13 protein-coding genes and 1 pseudogene are annotated in these 21,053 nt (G+C 45.8%); 5 read left to right on the forward strand and 9 right to left on the reverse strand.

What is annotated here, in order from left to right; genetic code table 11:
* Nucleotides 1–56 precede the first annotated feature (56 nt).
* The 5 genes from NBH14_RS15350 to NBH14_RS15370 all read left to right on the forward strand — a co-directional run bounded on the left by NBH14_RS15350 (nucleotide 57) and on the right by NBH14_RS15370 (nucleotide 7,373).
* Nucleotides 57–1,313: a DUF4934 domain-containing protein gene (locus tag NBH14_RS15350; protein ID WP_186960536.1), complete on the forward strand. Its 1,257-nt coding sequence runs from the start codon at nucleotides 57–59 to the stop codon at nucleotides 1,311–1,313.
* Nucleotides 1,314–1,374: 61 nt separating this feature from the next.
* The gene (locus NBH14_RS15355) at nucleotides 1,375–3,816 is read left to right on the forward strand and encodes a S9 family peptidase (RefSeq protein WP_186960535.1); all 2,442 of its coding nucleotides are present in this window, start codon (nucleotides 1,375–1,377) and stop codon (nucleotides 3,814–3,816) included.
* A gap of 251 nt (nucleotides 3,817–4,067) precedes the next feature.
* Nucleotides 4,068–4,433, forward strand: a complete 366-nt coding sequence (locus NBH14_RS15360) for a BlaI/MecI/CopY family transcriptional regulator (protein ID WP_044246236.1) — start codon at nucleotides 4,068–4,070, stop codon at nucleotides 4,431–4,433.
* 5 nt (nucleotides 4,434–4,438) lie between these two features.
* On the forward strand, nucleotides 4,439–6,109 hold the full coding sequence (locus NBH14_RS15365; protein ID WP_186960534.1) for a M56 family metallopeptidase: 1,671 nt from the start codon (nucleotides 4,439–4,441) through the stop codon (nucleotides 6,107–6,109).
* A 1-nt stretch (nucleotide 6,110) separates the two neighbouring features.
* A complete protein-coding gene (locus tag NBH14_RS15370; RefSeq protein WP_186960533.1) occupies nucleotides 6,111–7,373 on the forward strand; it encodes a DUF4934 domain-containing protein in 1,263 nt (420 codons plus the stop codon).
* A gap of 128 nt (nucleotides 7,374–7,501) precedes the next feature.
* Here the strand turns inward: NBH14_RS15370 and NBH14_RS15375 are convergent, their stop codons facing one another.
* The 9 genes and pseudogenes from NBH14_RS15375 to NBH14_RS15415 all read right to left on the reverse strand — a co-directional run bounded on the left by NBH14_RS15375 (nucleotide 7,502) and on the right by NBH14_RS15415 (nucleotide 20,962).
* Nucleotides 7,502–10,018 (reverse strand): beta-N-acetylglucosaminidase domain-containing protein, encoded by a 2,517-nt coding sequence (locus tag NBH14_RS15375; protein ID WP_186960532.1) that lies wholly within the window; start codon nucleotides 10,016–10,018, stop codon nucleotides 7,502–7,504.
* Between the two features lie 121 nt (nucleotides 10,019–10,139).
* Nucleotides 10,140–11,897 (reverse strand): DUF3857 domain-containing protein, encoded by a 1,758-nt coding sequence (locus NBH14_RS15380; RefSeq protein WP_186960531.1) that lies wholly within the window; start codon nucleotides 11,895–11,897, stop codon nucleotides 10,140–10,142.
* A 6-nt stretch (nucleotides 11,898–11,903) separates the two neighbouring features.
* Complete coding sequence (locus NBH14_RS15385; protein ID WP_186960530.1) at nucleotides 11,904–13,868, reverse strand: DUF3857 domain-containing protein; 1,965 nt, start codon at nucleotides 13,866–13,868, stop codon at nucleotides 11,904–11,906.
* Between the two features lie 24 nt (nucleotides 13,869–13,892).
* Nucleotides 13,893–14,915 carry an AMP-binding protein gene (locus NBH14_RS15390; RefSeq protein WP_250817644.1) on the reverse strand — a complete coding sequence of 341 codons (1,023 nt, stop codon included), beginning with the start codon at nucleotides 14,913–14,915 and terminating at the stop codon, nucleotides 13,893–13,895.
* Nucleotides 14,916–15,023: 108 nt separating this feature from the next.
* A pseudogene (locus tag NBH14_RS15395) lies at nucleotides 15,024–16,046 on the reverse strand (o-succinylbenzoate synthase); the annotation flags it as partial.
* 8 nt (nucleotides 16,047–16,054) lie between these two features.
* On the reverse strand, nucleotides 16,055–16,879 hold the full coding sequence (gene menB, locus NBH14_RS15400; RefSeq protein WP_007656343.1) for a 1,4-dihydroxy-2-naphthoyl-CoA synthase: 825 nt from the start codon (nucleotides 16,877–16,879) through the stop codon (nucleotides 16,055–16,057).
* A gap of 26 nt (nucleotides 16,880–16,905) precedes the next feature.
* Complete coding sequence (gene menD / locus NBH14_RS15405; protein ID WP_186960528.1) at nucleotides 16,906–18,573, reverse strand: 2-succinyl-5-enolpyruvyl-6-hydroxy-3-cyclohexene-1-carboxylic-acid synthase; 1,668 nt, start codon at nucleotides 18,571–18,573, stop codon at nucleotides 16,906–16,908.
* A 65-nt stretch (nucleotides 18,574–18,638) separates the two neighbouring features.
* Nucleotides 18,639–19,733 (reverse strand): isochorismate synthase, encoded by a 1,095-nt coding sequence (locus tag NBH14_RS15410; protein WP_186960527.1) that lies wholly within the window; start codon nucleotides 19,731–19,733, stop codon nucleotides 18,639–18,641.
* Complete coding sequence (locus tag NBH14_RS15415) at nucleotides 19,730–20,962, reverse strand: Cof-type HAD-IIB family hydrolase (protein WP_128135067.1); 1,233 nt, start codon at nucleotides 20,960–20,962, stop codon at nucleotides 19,730–19,732. The genes NBH14_RS15410 and NBH14_RS15415 overlap by 4 nt, the downstream gene beginning before the upstream one ends.
* Nucleotides 20,963–21,053 lie beyond the last annotated feature (91 nt).

A 21,053-nucleotide genomic window follows, 5' to 3' on the forward strand; every position in this document is an offset into this window, starting at 1 on the left:
CAATTATGCGTAACCTTGGCTGATTGAAGTTTTTAAGTTATTATGGAAAACAGAATATGGAACGAAAACTTTTAGGAGGAGTATTTCTCTTTTTGGGCCTTTTAGCCTCTTGCAGTGGCCGTCAGACGGAAACCGGAGAACTCGAAACGATCCGACTGGCAACAGCTTTTGAAAACCAAACGGAGTTGAAGGCTTCAGATTGTTTCTCCCAAGTACATTATGTGACTTTGGAAACTTCGGACAGTTGTCTGATCGGTAACGATCCTTTGATACAAATTGCTTCCGACCGGATTATAGTGATGACTTCGCACCAACAGTGTTTTGCCTTTGATAAACAGACGGGGAAATTTCTTCATTCGATCGGTCATGTAGGTGATGATCCTGAAGCTTGCAGGGAAATGTATGGTTGGTTGAACGGTTCGGCAGAACAACTTTATTTCCTGTCGATCGACTACGGGAAGATGACGGTTTACGATCTGGACAATCGTTTTATCCGGAAACAGCCTGAGGTCTTGCCCCTTCCGGAAGGCTCCATTTGCCCATTGGAATATGATTATTGGGATAAGGAGACGTTGTTGGTTCATTCATACGCCACAGAAACAACGCCGGACTGCATTACTTTTATACGAGACACTTCGGTTTTATCTGTTTTCCCGACTAATAGTGAACCGGCAAACGAACATACTCCTCGCTTGGGTATTGATGTCGACAAGTTCTCTATTGCAACAGAGGGAACAGGAGGGCATAAGTTATATATTATCCTGGATGACGGGAAAAGTAGTCTCGTAGCGAGTGAGAATAAGAGTCCTTTTTGGCATTTCGGCAAAGATGTTTTCTTTAAGGGAAACTTTAATGACACGATTTACCGGGTGATGCCGGACGGCCTGCATCCGGAACGCCTGTTGGATTTGGGATCATACCATTGGGATGTAGCCGATCGGTATTATGCGCATAAAGACAAAGGTTTCTACCTGCTTGACTTTTTCGAGAACGGACAGATCATCTTATTCCGTTTTTGCAGGAATCTTTATCATGAAAAGGAACGGGTGGCTTATAATGCGGTCTACAACAAAAGATCCGGAAAGGTGATGGTGGCCCCTTATGATAGTGGGCTGATAAACGATCTGGGTAGTTTTTTGCCTCTTCAACCTGTGACATCCAATAACGAAGGTGAGTTCGCACAACTTATTCAGCCGGGTGAAATCGTTTCTTGGTTTGAGGAGCATCCGGAAGCTCGAAACCTGCCGGACGATGTGGAACAACTTCGTAAAGTGGGGGAGGAAGACAATCCGGTTGTCGTTATCATGAAATGAACAGTTAGCTGCTTTATGGCATCTTCCTTATGTAATAACAATATAACACAATTTGTAAAATATGAAAAAACATCTACTTTTAGTCGCGTCAGGACTTCTTCTTTCTTTTGGCGCAAGTGCGCAAACAACTTCGGCAGACGATCCGCTACCGGGTTATACGCAGGCTGAACGTTTTGCGGGTAATAAATTATCGACTATGCTGTTTTCCACTTCGGTGGACCCGCATTGGTTTAAGGCGGGGAACTGCTTCTGGTATGAATATAAAACAGGAAATGGCAATGTCTGGTATGTGGTTGATCCTTCCGCAAAGACGAAACGTCCTTTGTTCGATCAGGATAAGCTCGCGGCCGAATTAACGGAGATCGTTAAGGATCCGTATACAGCTCAACAATTGCCTATCCAGAAGTTGGAGACGGGAGAGGACGGACGTACTTTTACTTTCCAGATAACCTCTTCACAAGACGCCAAAAAGGACAGCACGGATAAAGACAAAAAGACGAAAAAGGAGGTATTCTATTTCTCTTATGACTATCCGACACGTAAACTGACTTATCTGGCAGACAAAAAGAAGGATACGGAATATCCAAACTGGGCCTCTATCTCACCGGACGGTAAAACCGTTGTCTATGCCAAAGACTTGAACCTGTATCGTATGTCGCGTGAAGACTATGAGAAACTGAAGAAAGATGATAAAGACAGTACGGTCACAGAGATACAACTGACGACAACCGGTGTAAAAGACTTCGGTTTTGGTCAGCCATACAGTCTTCTGAATACAGATACCTTATGTAACGGTAAAAGGAAGAACCCGGGTTATCTGTTATGGTCGCCCGACTCCCGTCATTTTGCAATTTCTATTTCAGATAGCCGCGAGGTGAAAGACCTGTGGGTGATCAATGCTATGGCCACTCCGCGACCGACATTAGAGACTTATAAATACCAGATGCCGGGCGAAAAGGAAGCTCCTGTCAGTCATCTGTATCTGTTTGATATGAGTAACGACTCTTACAAGGAGATCAATACGCAAGCATTCAAAGACCAGACAATACGTATGGCCTACCAGCCCCGCCTGCATAAACAGCGTGATATGAAAGAACTGCCCAGTATTTGGTTGGGTGACAATAACCGCTTCTTCGTTACCCGTTCCAGCCGTGATCTGCATCGCATTGACGTCTGTACTTATACGATCGGTGAAGATTCTATCCGTCCGATTATCGAAGAACGTATGAATACTTATATCGAACTCCGCCCGCTGGCCGCCGTTAATAACGGAAAAGAACTGATCCATTGGAGCGAACGCGACGGTTGGGCGCATCTGTATCTTTATGACGACAAAGGTAATCTGAAGAACCGCATCACATCAGGCCCCTGGCATGTAGACCAGATCGTGAAGGTCGACGAAGCCAAACGCGTTGTCTATTTCCTTGCCAACGGAAGAGAAAAAGGGGAGAATCCGTACTACGAACATCTCTATCGGGCTAACCTTGACGGAAGCGGTTTACAGATGGTTTCTGCCGGCGATTATTTCCATGATGTCCGTGTAGATGATAACGCCCAATTCATCGTCCATAATTATTCCCGTATCAACACTGTTCCGAAATCGGATCTGTTGGATAACACCGGTCGTAAAGTGATGGAACTGGAAGAAAGCGACTTCTCGCAACTGTTTGCTGCCGGTTACCAGTTCCCGGAACCGTTCAAAGTAAAAGCTGCCGATGGTGTGACGGATCTTTACGGTGTCATGTATAAGCCTTTCAATTTCGATTCGACAGCAGTATATCCTATTATCGACTACGTTTATCCAGGTCCGCAGGTTGAAGCAACACGCTATCCGTTTACCCGTATGAGCGTTCGTACCGACCGTTTGGCACAGGCTGGCTTTATTGTCGTATCAGTCGGTAACCGTGGCGGCCATCCGAGCCGTTCGAAATGGTATCATAACTTCGGATACGGAAATCTGCGTGATTATGGACTGGCTGATCAGAAAGCTGCTATTATCCAGTTGGCGGATAAATATAAGTACATTGATATCCATCGTGTCGGTATTCACGGACACTCGGGTGGTGGTTTTATGTCGACCGCAGCTATCCTGCAATATCCTGATTTCTTCAAGGTGGCCGTATCTTGTGCCGGTAATCATGATAATAAGATTTATAACCGTTGGTGGAGTGAAACGCATCATGGCGTAAAAGAAGTGGTATCTGAAAAAGGCGATACGACATTTACATACAGTATCAAGAGCAATCCCGAACTGGCCAAACAGTTAAAAGGACATCTGCTGCTGGTTCACGGAGATATCGACAACAACGTCCACCCTGGCAATACGATGCGTGTGGTAGACGGACTGATCCGTGCCAACAAACGTTTCGACTTGCTGCTGCTACCGCAACAGCGTCACGGTTTTGGCGATATGGACGAATATTTTTACTGGCGTATGGTCGATTACTTCTCAGAGCATTTGCTGGGAGATTCGGATAAGTCGGTGGATATTCCGAAACGATAAAAAGCCAAGAGGCTCCTGCATTCGATGCAGGAGCCTCTTTTTACATAAATAGACATTGTTATTTGGTTCCTCGCGGATGAAATAACAGAAGGGGTTAAGGTCTCCGACCATAAAAATGGAACATAGATGGAGAAAAATAATCCATAAAAAAGGAAGAAGAGGAAGAAAAACGACCTCTTTTAGTTTATTAACTAAGTAATTTAGTTTCCAAACTAAAACATTTAGTTACTTTGCCCGAAACAACAGGAATTATGAAACGACTGACTGCAAAAGAAGAAGAGATCATGGGTTATTTCTGGGAGAAAGGCCCTCTTTTTGTAAAACAACTGCTGGAATATTATGAGGAACCTAAACCTCATTTCAATACATTATCGACGATTGTCCGGGGATTGGAGGATAAAGGATTCCTTTCACATAACACTTTCGGCAATACTTATCAGTATTATGCCGCCGTTAGTGAGACAGAGTACAGCAAAGGTACATTGAAGAATGTTATTGCCAAATATTTCAATAACTCTTATCTGGGCGTTGTTTCTTCCCTGATTAAGGAGGAAGATATCTCTGTGGATGAACTTCGGAAGTTGTTGGACGAAGTGGAACAAGGAAATAAAAACTGACAATTATGGGAGACTTCTTTGTTTATATCCTTAAATCGTCTGTCTGTCTGGCAGTTTTTTATCTGTTCTACAGACTGTTGTTAAGTCGTGAAACATTTCACCGCTTTAACAGGATTGCCTTGTTAGGGGTAATCATTCTTTCCGTTGCCATTCCATTTATCCGTATAATGACCGATGAACCGGTTGCCATACAGCGTCCCTTGCAGAATCTGGAATATCTTTTACAGATGGCGCAAATGCAGACAGAGATACAGGTACAGACCTCCCAGTCATTCTGGCTTCCGTTACTGTTTGTAGTTTATCTGGTTGGCTGTGTTTTCTTCTTTGCCCGCTTCCTTTATTCGACAATCCGCATATGCCGGATGATCGGGATGGGAGAGAAGCAGGTGCTTCCCGACGGTAGTAAACTGGTGGTTACGGATGATACTGTATGTCCGTTCAGCTGGATGGGGTACATTGTCATTTCGCAAAAAGATATGGAAGAAAGCGGCGAAGAGATACTGACGCATGAGATGGCGCATATCCGTGCCCGTCATTCTGTCGATATGCTGATCTGTAGCTTTTGCGTCATTCTTCAATGGTTCAATCCTGCTGTCTGGTTACTAAAACAGGAATTGGAGAATATTCATGAATACGAGGCCGATGAAAGTGTGATCAATCACGGCGTCGATGCGAAGCAATATCAATTATTATTAATAAAAAAAGCTGTTGGTTCACAGCGCTTCACTTCTATGGCCAACAGCTTTAATCACAGTAAACTAAAAAAACGAATTACTATGATGTTAAAACGAAAATCGAATCCGTGGGCGAGATTAAAGTATCTCTATGTACTTCCGCTGACAGCTGTAGCGGTTGTAGCTTTTGCCCGTCCCGAAATCTCTCGTGAACTGGGAAAGATTTCAAGTGCCAAAATTAGCGAAATTGTTCCGGTAAAGGAAGTTATCGAGCCTAAAAAAGCTGAACCGGTAGTCGAGGCTGTCCCTGCCCCTGTAGAGAAACCTGCCGTAAAAGAGGTTGTGGCATCTGCCCCTCAAGTGGTAAAAGTAATAAAGACGGAAACGAGGGTAAATAAGGACTCTGTTATACAGGAAAAAGAGAAAACGGAAAATCCGCTGGAGGCTATGCAACAACAACTGGATAATTTCTCGAAAGACGCCGAAGATAGGATGAGAAATATCAAACAGAGAGTAGAGATGTCTCGTAACCTGATCCTGATTGATAATGAAGTGGCTACTTATGAGGAGCTGGATAAAGTGAGTCCAGAGAACATTCATAGTTTCAGTATGAGTCCAAAAGATAAGAGTGAAGAAATCCTGGCTAAATATAATGCTTCGGACAAGCAAGGTGTGATCTCGGTCGTTACTAAGGGTGCTATTGCTTCCGGTAAAATAAAAGAGGACGATGTAAAGGTGGTCGGTTATGGTCGGTTGTCTGATCGTCTGCCTGGGGACGTAAAAATCCGTATTAGGAACGGACAGATCGGAAAAGAGAAGCCTCTCATAATTATTGACGGAGTAGAACAAATAAAGGATGATGCTATAGATAAGTTGAATCCCAATATTATTGAATCTATATCTGTGTTGAAGGATGAATCTTCAGTAAAATTATATGGAGAGAGAGGAAAAGACGGTGTGATTCTGATAACAACGAAAAATGCATCCACAAAGAAGAAGTGAAATGATGAAGACCTATTTATATCAGGCGGCTTTTGCCGCCTGTCTTTTTCTTGCCGCCTGCAATGAAAGTAAGACAACGGATGGAGAAATAACCGTAATCCCTGTAGGAGCCGCTCTTGACGCTCCTTCCGGATTGAAGGCTTCCGACTGTTTCAAACAAGTATCTTATGTGGCGTTGGAGACGAATGACAGTTGTCTGGTAGGAACAGCTCCCCGTGTACAACTCATTAAGGATAAGATATTGATTTCTACTAATCAGGAGCAATGCTTGATGTTCGATAAGACCGGTAAGTTTATAAAGCAAGTCGGACATATAGGGAATGATCCTGAAGGGTACAGCAGTGTATATTGTTGGGGAAATAATGAGACGGGAGATATCTATTTTTGGGGGTGGAACAATGAATTAGTCTGTTATGACCAGGAAGGATTATTTAAAGAGAAAATTAAAATTCCATTTGAAGCAGAGGGGTATGCGGCTGCATCCTACAACTATTTGACCAATGAAATATTTGTTGGTCATAAAGAAGGAATCCTGGGAGCGAACGGAAGCGCACTTCTCTTTTTTAAGAATAATGAACCAATAACATCGTTTCAGACAATTGCTGCCGATGATAAACCGTTTGATCCGTCCAATATTGCTTCTATATCGGTTGTTAAAAATGAGGAAGGAGTTAAACTGTTCGGTCCGACAGCGTATTCTGGGGTAGTTATCGTTAATTATAAAGAACCGGAAACCGGAAGTATTTCCTTCCCTGATAATACGAGTCTATGGCGTCAGAATGAGAATCTCTACTTCAAGGAAGCCTACAATGATACGATCTATCAGGTGAAAGATACTACCATTGTTCCTTCAAGCATCATTGATTTAGGAAAGTACCATTGGGAATACTCCGACCGTTATATGAAGAATAAGGACAATGCTGCACTGATAACACAGATACTGGATAGCAAAGACCGGATGATCATTCGTTTTATTACGAAGCTGTTTCATGGAGTTGTTTTGCATGATGCTGTTGTTACCAAATCGACCGGAGAAGTTAAGGTCGGTTTATATGCTGACGGGATGAAAGATGACCTAACGAACTTTCTGCCATTGCAGCCTATGACAGTTTCTCCTGTCGGAGAATATGCAGGTTTAATCCCAGCTGCCGACGTGGTTGAATGGTTCGACGAACATAAAGACAGCAAAGAACTCCCGCAGCAGGTAAAAGATCTGAAACAGATAGGAGAAGAGGATAACCCGATTGTGGTGATAATGAAATAAAAAAGAATGTTCTCAAATAAAACAGGTGACGCCGATTCCTATATCAGCGTCACCTGTAATGTGTTAATATGTTGTCGGTTAAATGAAGGAATAACGAAGCGACGCTATTTCCGGAAGAAATTTATGATTTACTCCCTGACAATCTGGTGAATTTGTACCGGAGTTTTACCTGCCGGAGTGATTATCAGCGTTTGCATATCATCAAATGAAATTTTGTTCAGCTTCACATAGCCAACATAGCCACAATACAGCATGTTATCTTCGCCGTCACTGTTGACACCGGAGATGGAAACCATACTATCGTTATTGCCGGACAAGAAGAATTCGATATACTTGTCTACACCGTTACATTTCACTTCAACCTTTTCACCCGGTTTCAGCGTTTTATAAGTACTCAGATTGAGATCGTACATCATCAATTCTTCGTTGATTTCTGGAACTTCCTTTGTCTTTACGGAAAAAGCGGTAACCTTCACTTCCATCTGTTTGCCGGAATTGTTGCGCATCCGGACAAAATGAGCGTTCAGAGGAATTGTATTAATGGTGAACTTTGTCCGGTCGGCAGGAATATCAGAAAGGATAGTCCATGTCTTACCGTCTTCCGACCATTCGAATACACGTCCGTCCACATTACTTTGAGGTAAGTTGAACGTGAAAGATTCGGCGTCCTTTTGTATTTCCCAACCGAGGCCGAGATACTGGTTAGGTTCGACTTTTACCACTTCAAGCATGGGGACATAGGCTATCAGATTCTCGTCTTCCGACCAGGGTTGGTTCTTCAACTGATCTATATTAGTAATGGTAGAAGCTGTGCTAACTCTGATTTCGTTGGAAGGTGTATCGGCTGTCGAAAGCAGGTTACGGCTGGTCTGTCTGTATAAACCTTCAATAAGCGGCATCAGGACTCTTGAACCTACTTTTACACCTTTCTGATACGGATTCTGGTTGAAAGTACGGTTAACCAGTTTCATACTGTCCATAACGGCAGATACTTCAAGGAAACGTTGCCAGGTGTTTTGGCGGTCTTTTTCATACCAGGCGTGAGCCATACGCAGAGCATTGGAACCGCATCTTCCGAGTAACTCGAACTGCATAAGCCAGGGATTGATTTCTTTAATCAGTGCCTTATTGTCTCCCTGATTGTATATCAACTCGGGAGCAGCCTGTATCTGTGCGAATAAGGCACCCAGTTGGTTTGCATCTCTTTCTCTGAACTGTCCGTTGCGGTAACCGGTAAGGAATTTGTCGGCCTGTGCCTGGTAGCGGGTAGATTCCTCACGGCGATATAAATGACCGTTAGGTCCCGGGTCGCTATTATTCTCACAGAATGTCTTGAAGGCGATGGCTGCTTTGGGAACTAAATATTCGCAAGCCTTTTCCCAAGCCAGTTGCGGGTCGTAACTGTGTATATTCCAGCTATACATGGCAACACCGAACAAGGCGACTTTGGAGGCTTCAGCGCGTTCCATCGGGTTAGCAACGAAACCGGACATCGCATTGGATGCCTGAGTGTCCAGACCATAAGCGGGTCCCATCAAAAGGTGGTCACGGCAGTAATCGCTTACCGGGAAGTTCCACCAGATATAGGCAGGACGGCGGATACGCTTGTTGACCCATTCAAGACCTTCCAGGGTAATATCGTCTACAACACGATTCCCGGTCCACATGATATGGACAGCCGGGTGAAGTTGTTCGCCCAGGATATCGAGATAATCGGTCCGTGCCCATGAACGGTTGTATTCGGTCGGACACATGATTAATGGCTGTATGTCGCTTTTCTTTTCAATAAATTCTTTCTGGATGAAGTTCATCAGGCCAGCTTGTTTGGCTGCGTTTGTTCCTTCACCGGAAATGTCGTCAAAGAAGACAGCGAAAGCACGTACACCGAGGTCGTACATTTGTTCGAACTTGGTGATCACGTTGTTACTGTCGGTTGCATTCCATTTGATATCCTGTCCCGGATGGATTGCCCAGACGAAGTCTACCTTGTTGCGGGCAGCTTCGGTTGTCAGTTCTTTAATCTGCTTTGCCTGGTCGGCAGGATAGGGTTCACGCCAGCTGGCACTGTGGAAAGGATCGTCTTTCGGACCATAGATGTAAGTATTCATCTTAAACTGGCCGTAGAAACGAAGCTGGCTGATACGGTCGTCATGGCTCCAGGGAGTACCGTAGAAACCTTCGACAGTTCCCCGATGGAGTACGTCAGGATAGTCGGTAATCGTACATAACGGAAGTGTGCGTTTGCCTGCTTCATTGTAGCCGACCAGTTGTTTGAGTGTTTGGGCGGCATAGAATAATGAACGATCGTCCACAATCTCGATAGTGATTTTCTTCTTTGAAATATCCAGGATGTAAGCACCGGAGCGTTCCATTTCGGGGGTTCTGACTTTCAGTTTTTTGACTTCCAGCGGCAATGACTTGCCCGATTGGACGAAAGGCAATGCTTCTTTCAGTATTTTCACTGCGTCGGCGTCCGGATTGCTGATACCCTGTAATGTATATCCATGAGACGGCACATATTGCTGGTTGGATATAACAATTTGTTGTGGTTGGGGATATAACTCGAGAGATAAGCTTTGCGCGTAAGTAAATCCCGGAATACAACATAATAATAGTGTCAGGAGTAGATTTGATAGTATTTGCATAGATCAATGGTTTAAGATATTAATATTTGACTGTAAAGTTATTATTATTCAACAAAAAAACAAGGATGGAACAGTAGAATTATCTCGTTCCATCCTTGTTTAAATTACTGATTGTATTCGCTTAGTTAATTGACAATAACAATGTTTTGCCGGACTGATTTCCCCATTCGGTCAACAGGGTACGCAAGTTGCCGAATTCAGCGGGAGTATAGAGCTGTTTGTTCAGTAGCAAAGAGCGTTCTACCTCTGCGTTGTTTCCGTTTTGCTTAACAGAGATGACTACCTTACCGGCAGCGTTTTCAATCGTTTTAACTGCTTCCGGAGTAGCTAGTTTCATCCCTTCCGGTACTTGAACGGTATAGGAATACTGTTCGTTTGCTTTGCAGGGCAACAGCAGGTTTTCCTTACGGCTACTGTTCATATTGCAGTAGTAACTATGTGCCAGGCTGACTGGGGCATCGGGCAGTGAAACCATAACATATCCGTTGTTCGCTTTTAAAGGTTGGGATGCAGTGTAGGAGATTGTCGTTCCGTTGCCGGTCTTCGATTCTTTAGCTTCCTTGTCGGCACCGGCATAGGTCGACAGATAAGCTCCGTAATAGGGCAGGTAAGCGTTGCCGATAGTTGCATCGACTTTTGCATCTGCTTTTTCCGGAGAGACGGAAAGGGTAACCTTATAAGTGAGGTCGGTAGCCGGTGTGCTGATTGTTACAGGCGTACCTGCTTTGGTCAGGCTGATGACCGGTGTCAGATTATTCGAACCCGCAGCTGCCATTTTATTGGATGATGGAGACATGATATACTGTTTACCGTCTGCGTTGGCAATAACGACCAGTTCTTTTATTGCACTCAGCCCGTAACTGGCCGGTTCGGCATTCACACTGTAGGATGCTGCCGTTTCGGCTTTGATGCCTGCTGCATTTAACAGGCCGTTCAGCAGATTTGTCTTTTCAGCTTCGGTTCCGTAGGCGGAATAGATTACATCGCTTGCCGAACGGATTTTATATCCTGCATCCGGCAACGAAAGGCGACTGTAACCCAGGTTTTCCGTTACATGCTTCAGGATGGCCTGTAGTTTTTCCGTATCGTTCTTTTTACCTTCTGTCAGGTTTTCGGCAATGGCAGTCAACTGGACGTCGTTGGCGGGAGTGAACTGCGCATACAATGCTTTCAATGCGTCTCCGTTCGATGCATAAGTGGTTGCAGTCAGGAAAGGAACGTCGCCGTTGGCAGCCGAAACGAACGGGTCGCGGGAAGATGCCGGCAGGTTCTGTAATTTCCAGGTAACGGTTTTCATGCCGTTGGCTGTTGTGACGGCCGGCTTGGCATTGTTATACTGCAAAGTGTAGGATAACGGTTTGCTTTCCGGCGCAGACAGGCTGATGGTATATTCTTTTACCGGAGAGGTCTGTAATAGCTCGTTATAAATATCCAGCTCCGGCAGATACCCCGGTTTGGAAGTCAGCGTATAATCCAGATAGATGGTTGCTCCCAGTTCCAGACCGGTATGGACAACGACCATTTCTTTCAGATGGTTGTAAGCCGGAGCATCGGCTGCTGTCCGGGGAAGTACTTCCACAAAGGCATTGTCGGGCGTTTTGACAATGTTGCCGTCTTTCTGTCTGGTATAAGAGGAGTTGATTTTCAGTTCCTGGTATTGCGGATTGTAAACGATGAAACTTTCTCCGTAAGTACCGTTCATGGCCGTATGTGTGAAAAGTGTAAGTTCCATGCTGTAACGGAACTCCTGGCTTCCGTCTGCATTCAATGTATATGCTTTCGACAGCTTCTTATATTCAGCTTCCGGGCCGGCAAATGCGGATGCTGTAATAGCCAGCAGGCAGAGAAGCAGTGCCAGTTTATGTAGTATATTAGTCATTGTCTTTTATTTTTTAATAATTAAATAATCACCGAAACCTTTGTGTGCATTAACGGCAGAACGGAAGCCGTCCCAGTCGGCTGCTTCATATACACGTTTCTTTAGAGCCAGCTTCTGGTGAAGCGTTATTTTATCGCCGTCCTGGCTCAATGAGCCTTCGAAGTCGGCGGCATCGCTTTGCTTGCTTTCGTTTTTGGCCTCATTCAACAAGGTGTATCCTTTCGGAAGCTGGATGGTTTCGTCCAGTTCCACCAGACGTGAACAGCCATCTTTGAAACCATACTGGCGTTCGGGCAGGTCGGTATTGATGCGCAGATAACTCTTTACCTGGTTGTACAGGTTGTTCATTACCATCGGTTTAAAGACCAGTTCCTCTTTACCCGGAATAGCATATTCCGGTATTTCATAGCGGAAAGTGATTTTGATGGGAGCTGCCTGATAGTCTTTCGGGTCTTTTCCATAATCCACGCTAATCAGACGGGCTTTCGGGGATACGTTCAGCAACTGGCTTTCAAGCATGTTCTTCCATTGTGACTGCCAGCCACGGGTAAACATGCCGCGGATATTACTGTCCGATTGTCCTTCGGCCGTGATGGTGAATTGTCCGGTCAGTGTGCCTTTGGCATCCAGTTTATTGTTTGCTTTGATACGTACATAATGGTTTTCCGGAGCGGAAACGGGAGTCAGGCAAAGGTCGGAACCTTCGGGAACTCCCGGCAGGTAGTTCTGTTGTTGTTCGGCGCTGCTCCATAGCTCGCGGCAGAAAGGAACCCAGGTAGGATCGAGCGGCATATATGTACCGCTGGATAACTTAACGACAGCTACACAGTGGTTGAAATGGTCGGCCGGAATACTTTCCACACGACTGCCTGCCATTGTCATAGCGGGATAGGCTTCGAAACCTGCCATACGGAGGAAGGATATCAGCGTTCCGGCAATATCTTTACAGACGCCGCAACGATCGGTATAATTCATCTTGGTATTGTGAAGGGTATAACCTTCGCCTTTGCCCATCGAGATGCCGGAGTAACGGATATTGTCGGCAACCCAGTGGGTGAGGACGGCTATCTTTTCCATTTCTGTTTTCTTCCCTTTGATAAGCTCGTCTACCTTTTTCTGTGCTTCCGGCAGTGGAGCAAAACTTCCGTAATCTTCGTTAACCTTATTGAACCATAATGATTTATCCTGCCATTTAGGAGTGGATGACATCATCAGTTTCGGAGCGGCATCGAACAGGTCGACCATGTTAGGTTCACGTTTGGCCGGCATCACATCGTTGGTGGAGAAGGTATAGGCTTTCCTGCCATCTTCATAGCGCATGGAAGAGGTGCAGTCGCCCTGATAGAACTGGAACTGCATTTCTTTCTCCATCGGAATGGATACTTTATATACTTTACGCACGGTTGGTTCCGTCACCCAGAAAGGAACGATGTCATAGAATTGTCCGCGCATGGGAGGGATGAAGCGGGATTCGTCATCGCCGCCGTCGGCCAGCAGGGCATAGGTGAAACCTTTCTTGTCGATTTCATATTCGATGATATCTCCCGGATTCAGCTGGCCTACTTCAAGCATAATCTGACGGGCACCCCAATAGATGGCGCGAGCCGGAGCCGCATAGTCGCAGGCTTGTGTAACGTCCAGGTTGATTACATCGCCGTTGGCACGATAGACGGTCGCTCTCTTGAATTGTGCGAAAGCTGTCAGTGGGTCGTAATCATATTTGATGATACGGTTACTCACTGCTCCCCGGGGAGTCTGAATCTTGATCGTCTTGCAGACAGAAAATGAACCGGAACCGGTCGGTTGTACGGTTACGGACGTGCTGTCCAGCAGATTGACGCAATCATATCCGGCATAGACTTCCGGCTTCTGAAGCGTCGGGTCCGGTGCGAACCGGCAACTTTCCCCACTCTGTCCGTAGGCGGACGAAAGGGTTAGGAATGATAATACGGTAAGTGCAAAATACCTCATAAGTATAGTGTTTTTAAATGATAATCAGATTAGCTTTGCCGCCAATAAACGACAGGCTTTCCGGTCTGTTTTACCACTGCCGGTGAGTGGGATGGCATCGACCTGCCGGATATATTTAGGCTGTTGGTATTTAGGCAGGAGAGAGGCTATTCTACCAGAAAGGCCTTCAATGTCTGCCGTCTTTTCCACTAGTAGCACAATGGCTTCTCCTAATCCGGGATGTGGAATAGCCGTTATCGCAAAGGTAGCAGAAATTATTGAACGTAGTGTTTCTTCCACTGATTCGATTTGTACTTTTATACCTCCGGTATTAATGATGTTGTCTTTCCTTCCCAGAATGGAGAAAGTACCGTCCGGATGTAACTGTGCGATGTCGTTTGTCACTAATGTTTCGTCGCAAACCAGCGGTGCGTTGATAATGAGTGTATCCTCAGACGATAAAGACAATAGTACGGAAGGGAAAGGGGTGTAGGCAGAAGAAGCCTCGGGGCCGTTCAGTCTGCGCAATGCGATATGAGAAAGTGTTTCCGTCATGCCATAGGTCGAATAGACGATATTGGGTAATGTCCTGACCTCTGCTTCCAGTTCTTTATTTATAGCGCCTCCCCCTATGATTAGTATATCTGTCCGGCATAGGCGTTCTTTTTCCTCCGGTACTTGAAGCGTGTTATATACCTGTAACGGTATCATGGCAGCAAAGCGAAGCGGAGTATCTACATCTGCCAACGGATGACTGGAAGGCGTGCGCAGAATGAGAGTCAATCCGGCAACTAAGGCCCGTACGACCACCATCTTGCCGGCAATATATTGCAATGGCATACACAACAATGCATTATCTCCTTTTTGCAGATGAAGGAAAGAGCAGGTAAGGATAGCACTTTGCATCATCTGTTCTTTGCGGACAGTGAACTCTTTAGGAGTTCCGGTAGAGCCGGAAGTATGAACGGTGATGTAGGGGGAGTCGTTGAACCAGTCGGCCAGGAATTTGTATAAATCCCGACGTATCTCTGGTGCATCGGGGGATAATTCCGTTATTAATTGCTGTATATTTTCTGCTGTACAAACCGTTCCGTCCTCTAACTGTAACTGTTGTTTATTACAATCTGTAAGTAACTGTTTCCCCTCTCGAGAGGGGAATGAGTTACTCTTCGGATCATACCAGAGACAATCCTGGCGGATGGAGAGCGGCATCTCCACATTGTCCGTAAATAAAGCCCCTGTTCCCAGTCCTTGCGGTAAAGGATTATTGAATGTTGCACACCATTGTGCAATGGCATTCAATCCGATATTCGATTCCAACGCAGAAGTAATCCACCAGCCTATCTTTTGTTGTTCAGCTTCGTCAATCCATTCCTGTCCGCCACTTATTCCGCCGTGTAAAGACGGTTTCAGTATGATATACTGCGGACGGATAACTGATAAGAGTTCCTTTTTCCTTTCTATTGTATTGATGCCGATTAGTTCTTCATCCAAAGCAATAGGCAAAGGTGTTTCGGAAGTGAGTCGTGCCATTTCCTCCCATTGCCCGGCGCAGATAGGCTGTTCGATGGAATGCAGGTCCAGTACGGCAAGCCGTTGTAACTTGTTCAGGGCATCGTCAGGGGAGAAGGCTCCGTTTGCATCTACCCGTAATTCTATTTCTTTAGCAGAAAAATGCGCACGGATATGTTTTAATAAAGCCAGTTCCTCTTCAAAATTAATTGCCCCAATCTTCAACTTAATACAGCGGAAGCCTGATTGCATTTTGACCTCGATTTGTTCCAGCATCTTTTTATAGTCGCCCATCCAGATCAGGCCATTGATTGGGATGCCTGCTTTACCTCGTGAAAAGTCTGTATCCCAAAGTGCAAAATTACCCGTTTGGAAATGGCGGAAAGCCGTTTCCAGTCCGAATAAGATGGAGGGATAGGCACGAAGAGCTTCGGTATCGGGCATTCCGTTCTGTTCCGTTTGGTGACAAATGGTTGCCAGTTTTTTTTCGTAGTCCGGCAGATCGTCACAACTCAGTTTAGGGAGTGGAGCACATTCACCTATCCCGAATCGTCCGGGCATTTCATCGGCGGTAAGAACCAAATACCAGCTCTTACGAATCGTATAAGTCCCCCGTGAAGTCCCTGCCGGTTGCTTGAAGTGTAAAACTTTAGGAATTATCCGGATTCTATAATGCGTTGTTCTCATTATTCTGATTACGGAAATTTGGGATAATCTTCAAAACGCGGGCGGCGTTTTTCGAGGAATGCTTTGCCGCCTTCCTGGGCTTCGTCGGTCATGTAGTAAAGCATGGTGGCGTCGCCTGCCAGCTCCTGGATACCGGCCTGGCCGTCCAGTTCAGCATTCAGTCCCGCTTTGATCATACGCAGGGCAAGCGGACTGTGCATCATCATGGTTTCAGACCATTCCACATATTCGTCTTCCAACTTATCCAAGGGAACGACTTTGTTTACCAGTCCCATGTCGAGCGCTTCCTGTGCATTGTATTTCCTGCAAAGGAACCATATTTCGCGTGCTTTCTTTTGACCGACAATTCGGGCCAGATACGACGAACCGAAACCAGCGTCGAAACTACCCACACGAGGACCCGTCTGTCCGAAGATGGCATTTTCAGAAGCGATGGTAAGGTCGCAAACGACATGCAAAACGTGACCTCCGCCGATAGCAAAACCGTTGACGGCTGCAATGACAGGCTTTGGCATGGAGCGAATCTGTTTTTGTACGTCGAGTACATTCAAACGGGCAACGCCGTCCTTACCGATATACCCGCCATGACCTTTCACATTCATATCTCCACCGGCACAGAAAGCGGTGTCGCCGGCTCCGGTCAAGACGATGACACAAATATCCGGACGCTCCCGACAAATGTAAAGCGCATCGCTCATTTCGGTTGTCGTGGTGGGAGTGAAGGCATTACGGTAACGTTCGCGGTTAATAGTGATACGGGCAATCCCATTGTAGAAATCAAACAAGATTTCTTCATATTCTTTTATCTGTTTCCATTCTCTTTGTGTTGACATAGGATCTTTATTTAGAGTATTGTTTATTATAACGTCTTTAAACTATGGTAGTATTCTTTCAGCAGGCGGACGTCTTCATCCTTGTCGGTGAATACCTCCATCAATACGGGTTGATTGATCGGATTCGGATCGGTGAACACTTTCATGGCTTCTTCCAATTCAGCCGTGTCGTGTACACCCTGGTATAGGAATCCCCGTTCGGTAGCCCAGCCCTGGGCCGAAGTCTTATGTGTAGCCGTTACAAAGCGGTGTGTCTTTCCTGACATCGACAAACCGGGCAGTGCCTGGAAGATTTCGCCGCCACCGTTATTCAGTAACAGGATGCGCAGGTTACAGCCGAAGTTGCTGTTCCAAAGCGCGTTCATATCATAAAAGAAGCTCAGATCGCCTATCACCACAAAATTCAATTTGTCGGATGCTACCGCATAGCCGATAGCCGTGGACAATGAACCTTCTATACCGCTTGTTCCCCGGTTGCAGCAAACTTCAACTTCTTCAGGCAATGTAAACAATTGAGCGTATCGCACCGTCGAACTATTGCCTAAATGCAAGGCTGACGGGGTTGGTAACGATTTGATTAAACAACCGATTGCAGCCATTTCCGAATAAGCAAACTGCGGTTCCGGCAGACTCTTTGTATTGTTTTCCCAGACACGTGGAAATTCTGTCGGCTTATTTTCCAGCAGATAAGCGATCTTTTCAAGAAACTCGAACGGGTCCATTTCTATTACGGTAGTCATTGCACCGTATAAGTCAGCCACTTCACCATCGGCCGATACGTGCCAATGTTCTTTCGGCGGGTTATTACGTAGGAATTTCTTTAAACGTTTGGATACGATGTGTCCGCCGTAGGTAATAACCAGTTCGGGAACCATCTTTTCCTGCGTTTCTTCAGGCAGGGCGTAGATGGCTGCATCGAAGTTTTTGACCGGGATGCCCGGAATGGTCTTGTTGCTTGTATGTTCGGTCAGCCAGGTGAAATGTTTATAAAGCAGCTTGGATATCTTCTTTTCAAAAAGATAAATCAGGCTCATCTGGCCGACAATGATCATTCGTTTATTATAGCTGTTCAACCGTTCGATCAGGGTATTGTATTCCCTGTCGTACACATTCAATCCCTGATAACGGGTGATAACGCGCACTTCCGGCAATTCGGGAGTAGTGAACTGGAACAAAGGCTCGGAGATCGGCACATTGATATGAACCGGCCCTTTCCCATGATGATTCAACTCCAGCAGTGCCTCGTTGACAAGGCGGTTGCAATACCATTCATCTTCATCCGTATGAATTTCCGGCAGATTGACCGATTTCTTAACCAAGGAACCGAATACGCCCGGTTGTGGTAAAGTCTGTCCGTCCATTTGGCCTATCCAGGCTCCCGGACGGTCTGCCGATATGACGATAAGAGGAACATGCTGGTAGTAGGCTTCCGCCACAGCCGGATGGATATTCAGCAAAGCCGTCCCCGAAGTACAGCAAACGGCTGCCGGTTTTCCTCCGTGCAATGCCAGGCCCATGGCAAAGAATCCGGCACTTCGTTCGTCGGTGACGGAATAGCAGGTGAAGAACGGATGATTCGCCAACGTATGTACGATAGGCGAATTACGGCTTCCCGGACATAATACGATTTTACTTATACTATGCTCCTTGAGCAAGGCCACTAACTGAAGAATGTTTTTCTTATCGGTATACATATGTTATATTTATCTTATTCTGCTTACAAAAATACATATAATATCTAACGCAAAACACCTGTCTATCATAATAAGGCCCGCATCGTTTGCAGTTTGTCTTCCGTTTCCTGCCATTCGTCGCTTAACTCCGAAGAGGAGAGCAATCCTCCTCCGGCATAGAGTATCTGTGTCTTCTTATTGATATTCATGCAGCGCAGATTTACATACAGGTCGGTTTTGCCTTTTGGGTTTAGCCAGCCTATAAAACCGGAATAGTAACGGCGGTCGTAACCCTCATTTTCCAGGATAAAACGGTAGGCGTCATCTTTGGGCAGTCCGCAAACGGCAGGAGTAGGGTGCAGCAGGTTCAACAGGCTGCCCAGCTTATCGTTACTGTCCAGCCGGAACCTGAAATCACTTTTCAGATGACATAAAGCCCCGGCACGTGCCGAATAGGGACCTTCCATCGTCGATTCGATACCCAGTGAACTTAGCTGGTCGTGGATATAATTGGAGACTAGTTGCTGTTCCCTTTTGTTTTTCTCATCCCAATAGGTCGGCAGTTCGCCGTTCTGTAAAGGCTGTGTTCCTGCCAGCGCAACCGTATGCCATTCGCCCTTTTCTCCCGAAAGGATAATTTCAGGGGTTCCTCCCAGCCAGATGCCCGTTTCCGGTGTATGGCAGAGGTAAACATAAGAACGGATATACTGTTTGCAGGCCTTATAAAAAGCCTTTGCAGGCGAAAAGCCGGATTCCCTGTAGAGTGTCAGACTGCGCGAAAGTACCAGTTTGTCCAGCTGTCTTTCCTGCAAAGGCTTGATAAAGGAATCGAAACAATGTGTATAGTTGTCTTTTGTCTTCCGTTCGGATGGAGATTCTGTTTCATTCGGATGAAACTCCAAATCCATTCGGATGTAATCCAGTTGACTGCTATCCGGCAATTCGCTATAATCGCGCCGAATCAGCACGATCGGACATTCCCGGCTGACCCGGAACGGAGCGATGACGAAGCCCTGTTGTTCATTCAGGTCCTCGATATTATATAAAAGACGGGCAGAACCGGAGGCTTGCATCACGAACCGGGGAGTCTCTTCCCCCGGTATACGATAGATAGCAAAACTCCGGCCCTGCCTGATCAATAAGTCAATTGTCTTGTATTTACTTGTTTCTTCTGAAATCATTTCTTTTTTAATATACTATTCACGACACGTATGGATGAAACCAACTTATCGGTGGAGGTAAACACATCTACATTCCATACATGTGAAGAACGTCCCTTATGAATAATTGTCCCGACGGCGCGTACCGTATCGCCTTCGTGGGCCGACGACATGTGACTGCCGCTCACCTGCATTCCGACTACAATCTCGTCCGGCTTAGCCAGTATCATGGAGCCTAATCCCGCTACTGTCTCAGCTAACGCCAGAGTCGCTCCGCCATGCAGTATGCCGAAAGGCTGGCGTGTACGTTCGTCGACCGGCATTGTCGCTTCCACACGGTCTTCGGATGCATAAGTATATTGAATACCCAGGTTACCCATCAGTGCATGTTTAGCCCGTATATTCAACTGGTCTAAAGGTACTTCCGTTGGTTTGATGGCAGCCAGGATAGCGGTTTCTACGGCTATTGCCACACCATCCTGATCGTTGGTCAGTGTGGTGAAATCCGTACAGACCTTAACCGAATCACGGGCGTTGCCCATCGCTACGCTGGTCCCGGCAAGCTGTAACATGGGGACATCAGCAATTCCATCGCCAATCGCTACGACTTCTTCGGTCGTAATTTTCAGCTTTTCCATCAATACGCCTAATGTGTTTCCTTTGTTGATGAATTGGGGAACCACTTCCAGGTAAAAATCTTCCGAACGGAATACGTCCAATACACCGTCCAGCCGTTTCTTCCAGTGATTTTCCAGTCCGACCAGTTCTTCTTCATTGTCGCTTGCCAGCACACACTTGCAAGGACTGAAGTCGACAGCCTCCGGAAAATTGTCAACACCAATCACACGCATATTGTTTAGCGCAGCTTCTTCCTGCACATGTTTGTTGTCGGGTTTATCTGTCAGGATATAGTCTTTATGATACGTAAAAATGGCAAAATCGTTCTTCTTCGCTTTCTTATCCAAGTAAGGCAGCATCTCCGGGTTGATACGTTTCTCGAAGAGCAGTTCACCCGTTTGTACATTGATGATTTGGCCACCGTTATATGAGAGAATGAAACCACCGTAATGATCCAGTTCCAGAGCCTTTGCGAGCGGCATAACCCCGTTGGTGGGTCTGCCGGATGCCAATACAATGTGTATTCCCATTTGCTGAACTTTCAGTAAAGCAGCCTGGGTGCGGGCAGTAATCTCTTTTTCACTATTGAGCAATGTCCCGTCTACGTCTAAAACCAATAATTTGAACTTCATGGCTTGCTGTTTTATTGTTTAGATTACAAATCTACATAAAAATCCTGGTTTATAAACGCATCCAATAAAAATAAAGACCATCTCGTTAGTA

The sequence above is a fragment of the Parabacteroides caecihominis genome (assembly GCF_023656785.1).
GTDB lineage: Bacteria > Bacteroidota > Bacteroidia > Bacteroidales > Tannerellaceae > Parabacteroides > Parabacteroides segnis.

Excerpts from the sequence above, each read along its gene's own strand:
- NBH14_RS15350 (WP_186960536.1), top strand. The coding sequence starts at position 57 with ATGGAACGAAAACTTTTAGGAGGAGTATTTCTCTTTTTGGGCCTTTTA.
- menB (WP_007656343.1), bottom strand. The coding sequence starts at position 16,879 with ATGTCAACACAAAGAGAATGGAAACAGATAAAAGAATATGAAGAAATC.
- NBH14_RS15370 (WP_186960533.1), top strand. The coding sequence starts at position 6,111 with ATGATGAAGACCTATTTATATCAGGCGGCTTTTGCCGCCTGTCTTTTT.
- NBH14_RS15415 (WP_128135067.1), bottom strand. The coding sequence starts at position 20,962 with ATGAAGTTCAAATTATTGGTTTTAGACGTAGACGGGACATTGCTCAAT.
- NBH14_RS15355 (WP_186960535.1), top strand. The coding sequence starts at position 1,375 with ATGAAAAAACATCTACTTTTAGTCGCGTCAGGACTTCTTCTTTCTTTT.
- NBH14_RS15365 (WP_186960534.1), top strand. The coding sequence starts at position 4,439 with ATGGGAGACTTCTTTGTTTATATCCTTAAATCGTCTGTCTGTCTGGCA.
- NBH14_RS15385 (WP_186960530.1), bottom strand. The coding sequence starts at position 13,868 with ATGAGGTATTTTGCACTTACCGTATTATCATTCCTAACCCTTTCGTCC.
- NBH14_RS15375 (WP_186960532.1), bottom strand. The coding sequence starts at position 10,018 with ATGCAAATACTATCAAATCTACTCCTGACACTATTATTATGTTGTATT.
- NBH14_RS15410 (WP_186960527.1), bottom strand. The coding sequence starts at position 19,733 with ATGATTTCAGAAGAAACAAGTAAATACAAGACAATTGACTTATTGATC.
- menD (WP_186960528.1), bottom strand. The coding sequence starts at position 18,573 with ATGTATACCGATAAGAAAAACATTCTTCAGTTAGTGGCCTTGCTCAAG.
- NBH14_RS15380 (WP_186960531.1), bottom strand. The coding sequence starts at position 11,897 with ATGACTAATATACTACATAAACTGGCACTGCTTCTCTGCCTGCTGGCT.
- NBH14_RS15360 (WP_044246236.1), top strand. The coding sequence starts at position 4,068 with ATGAAACGACTGACTGCAAAAGAAGAAGAGATCATGGGTTATTTCTGG.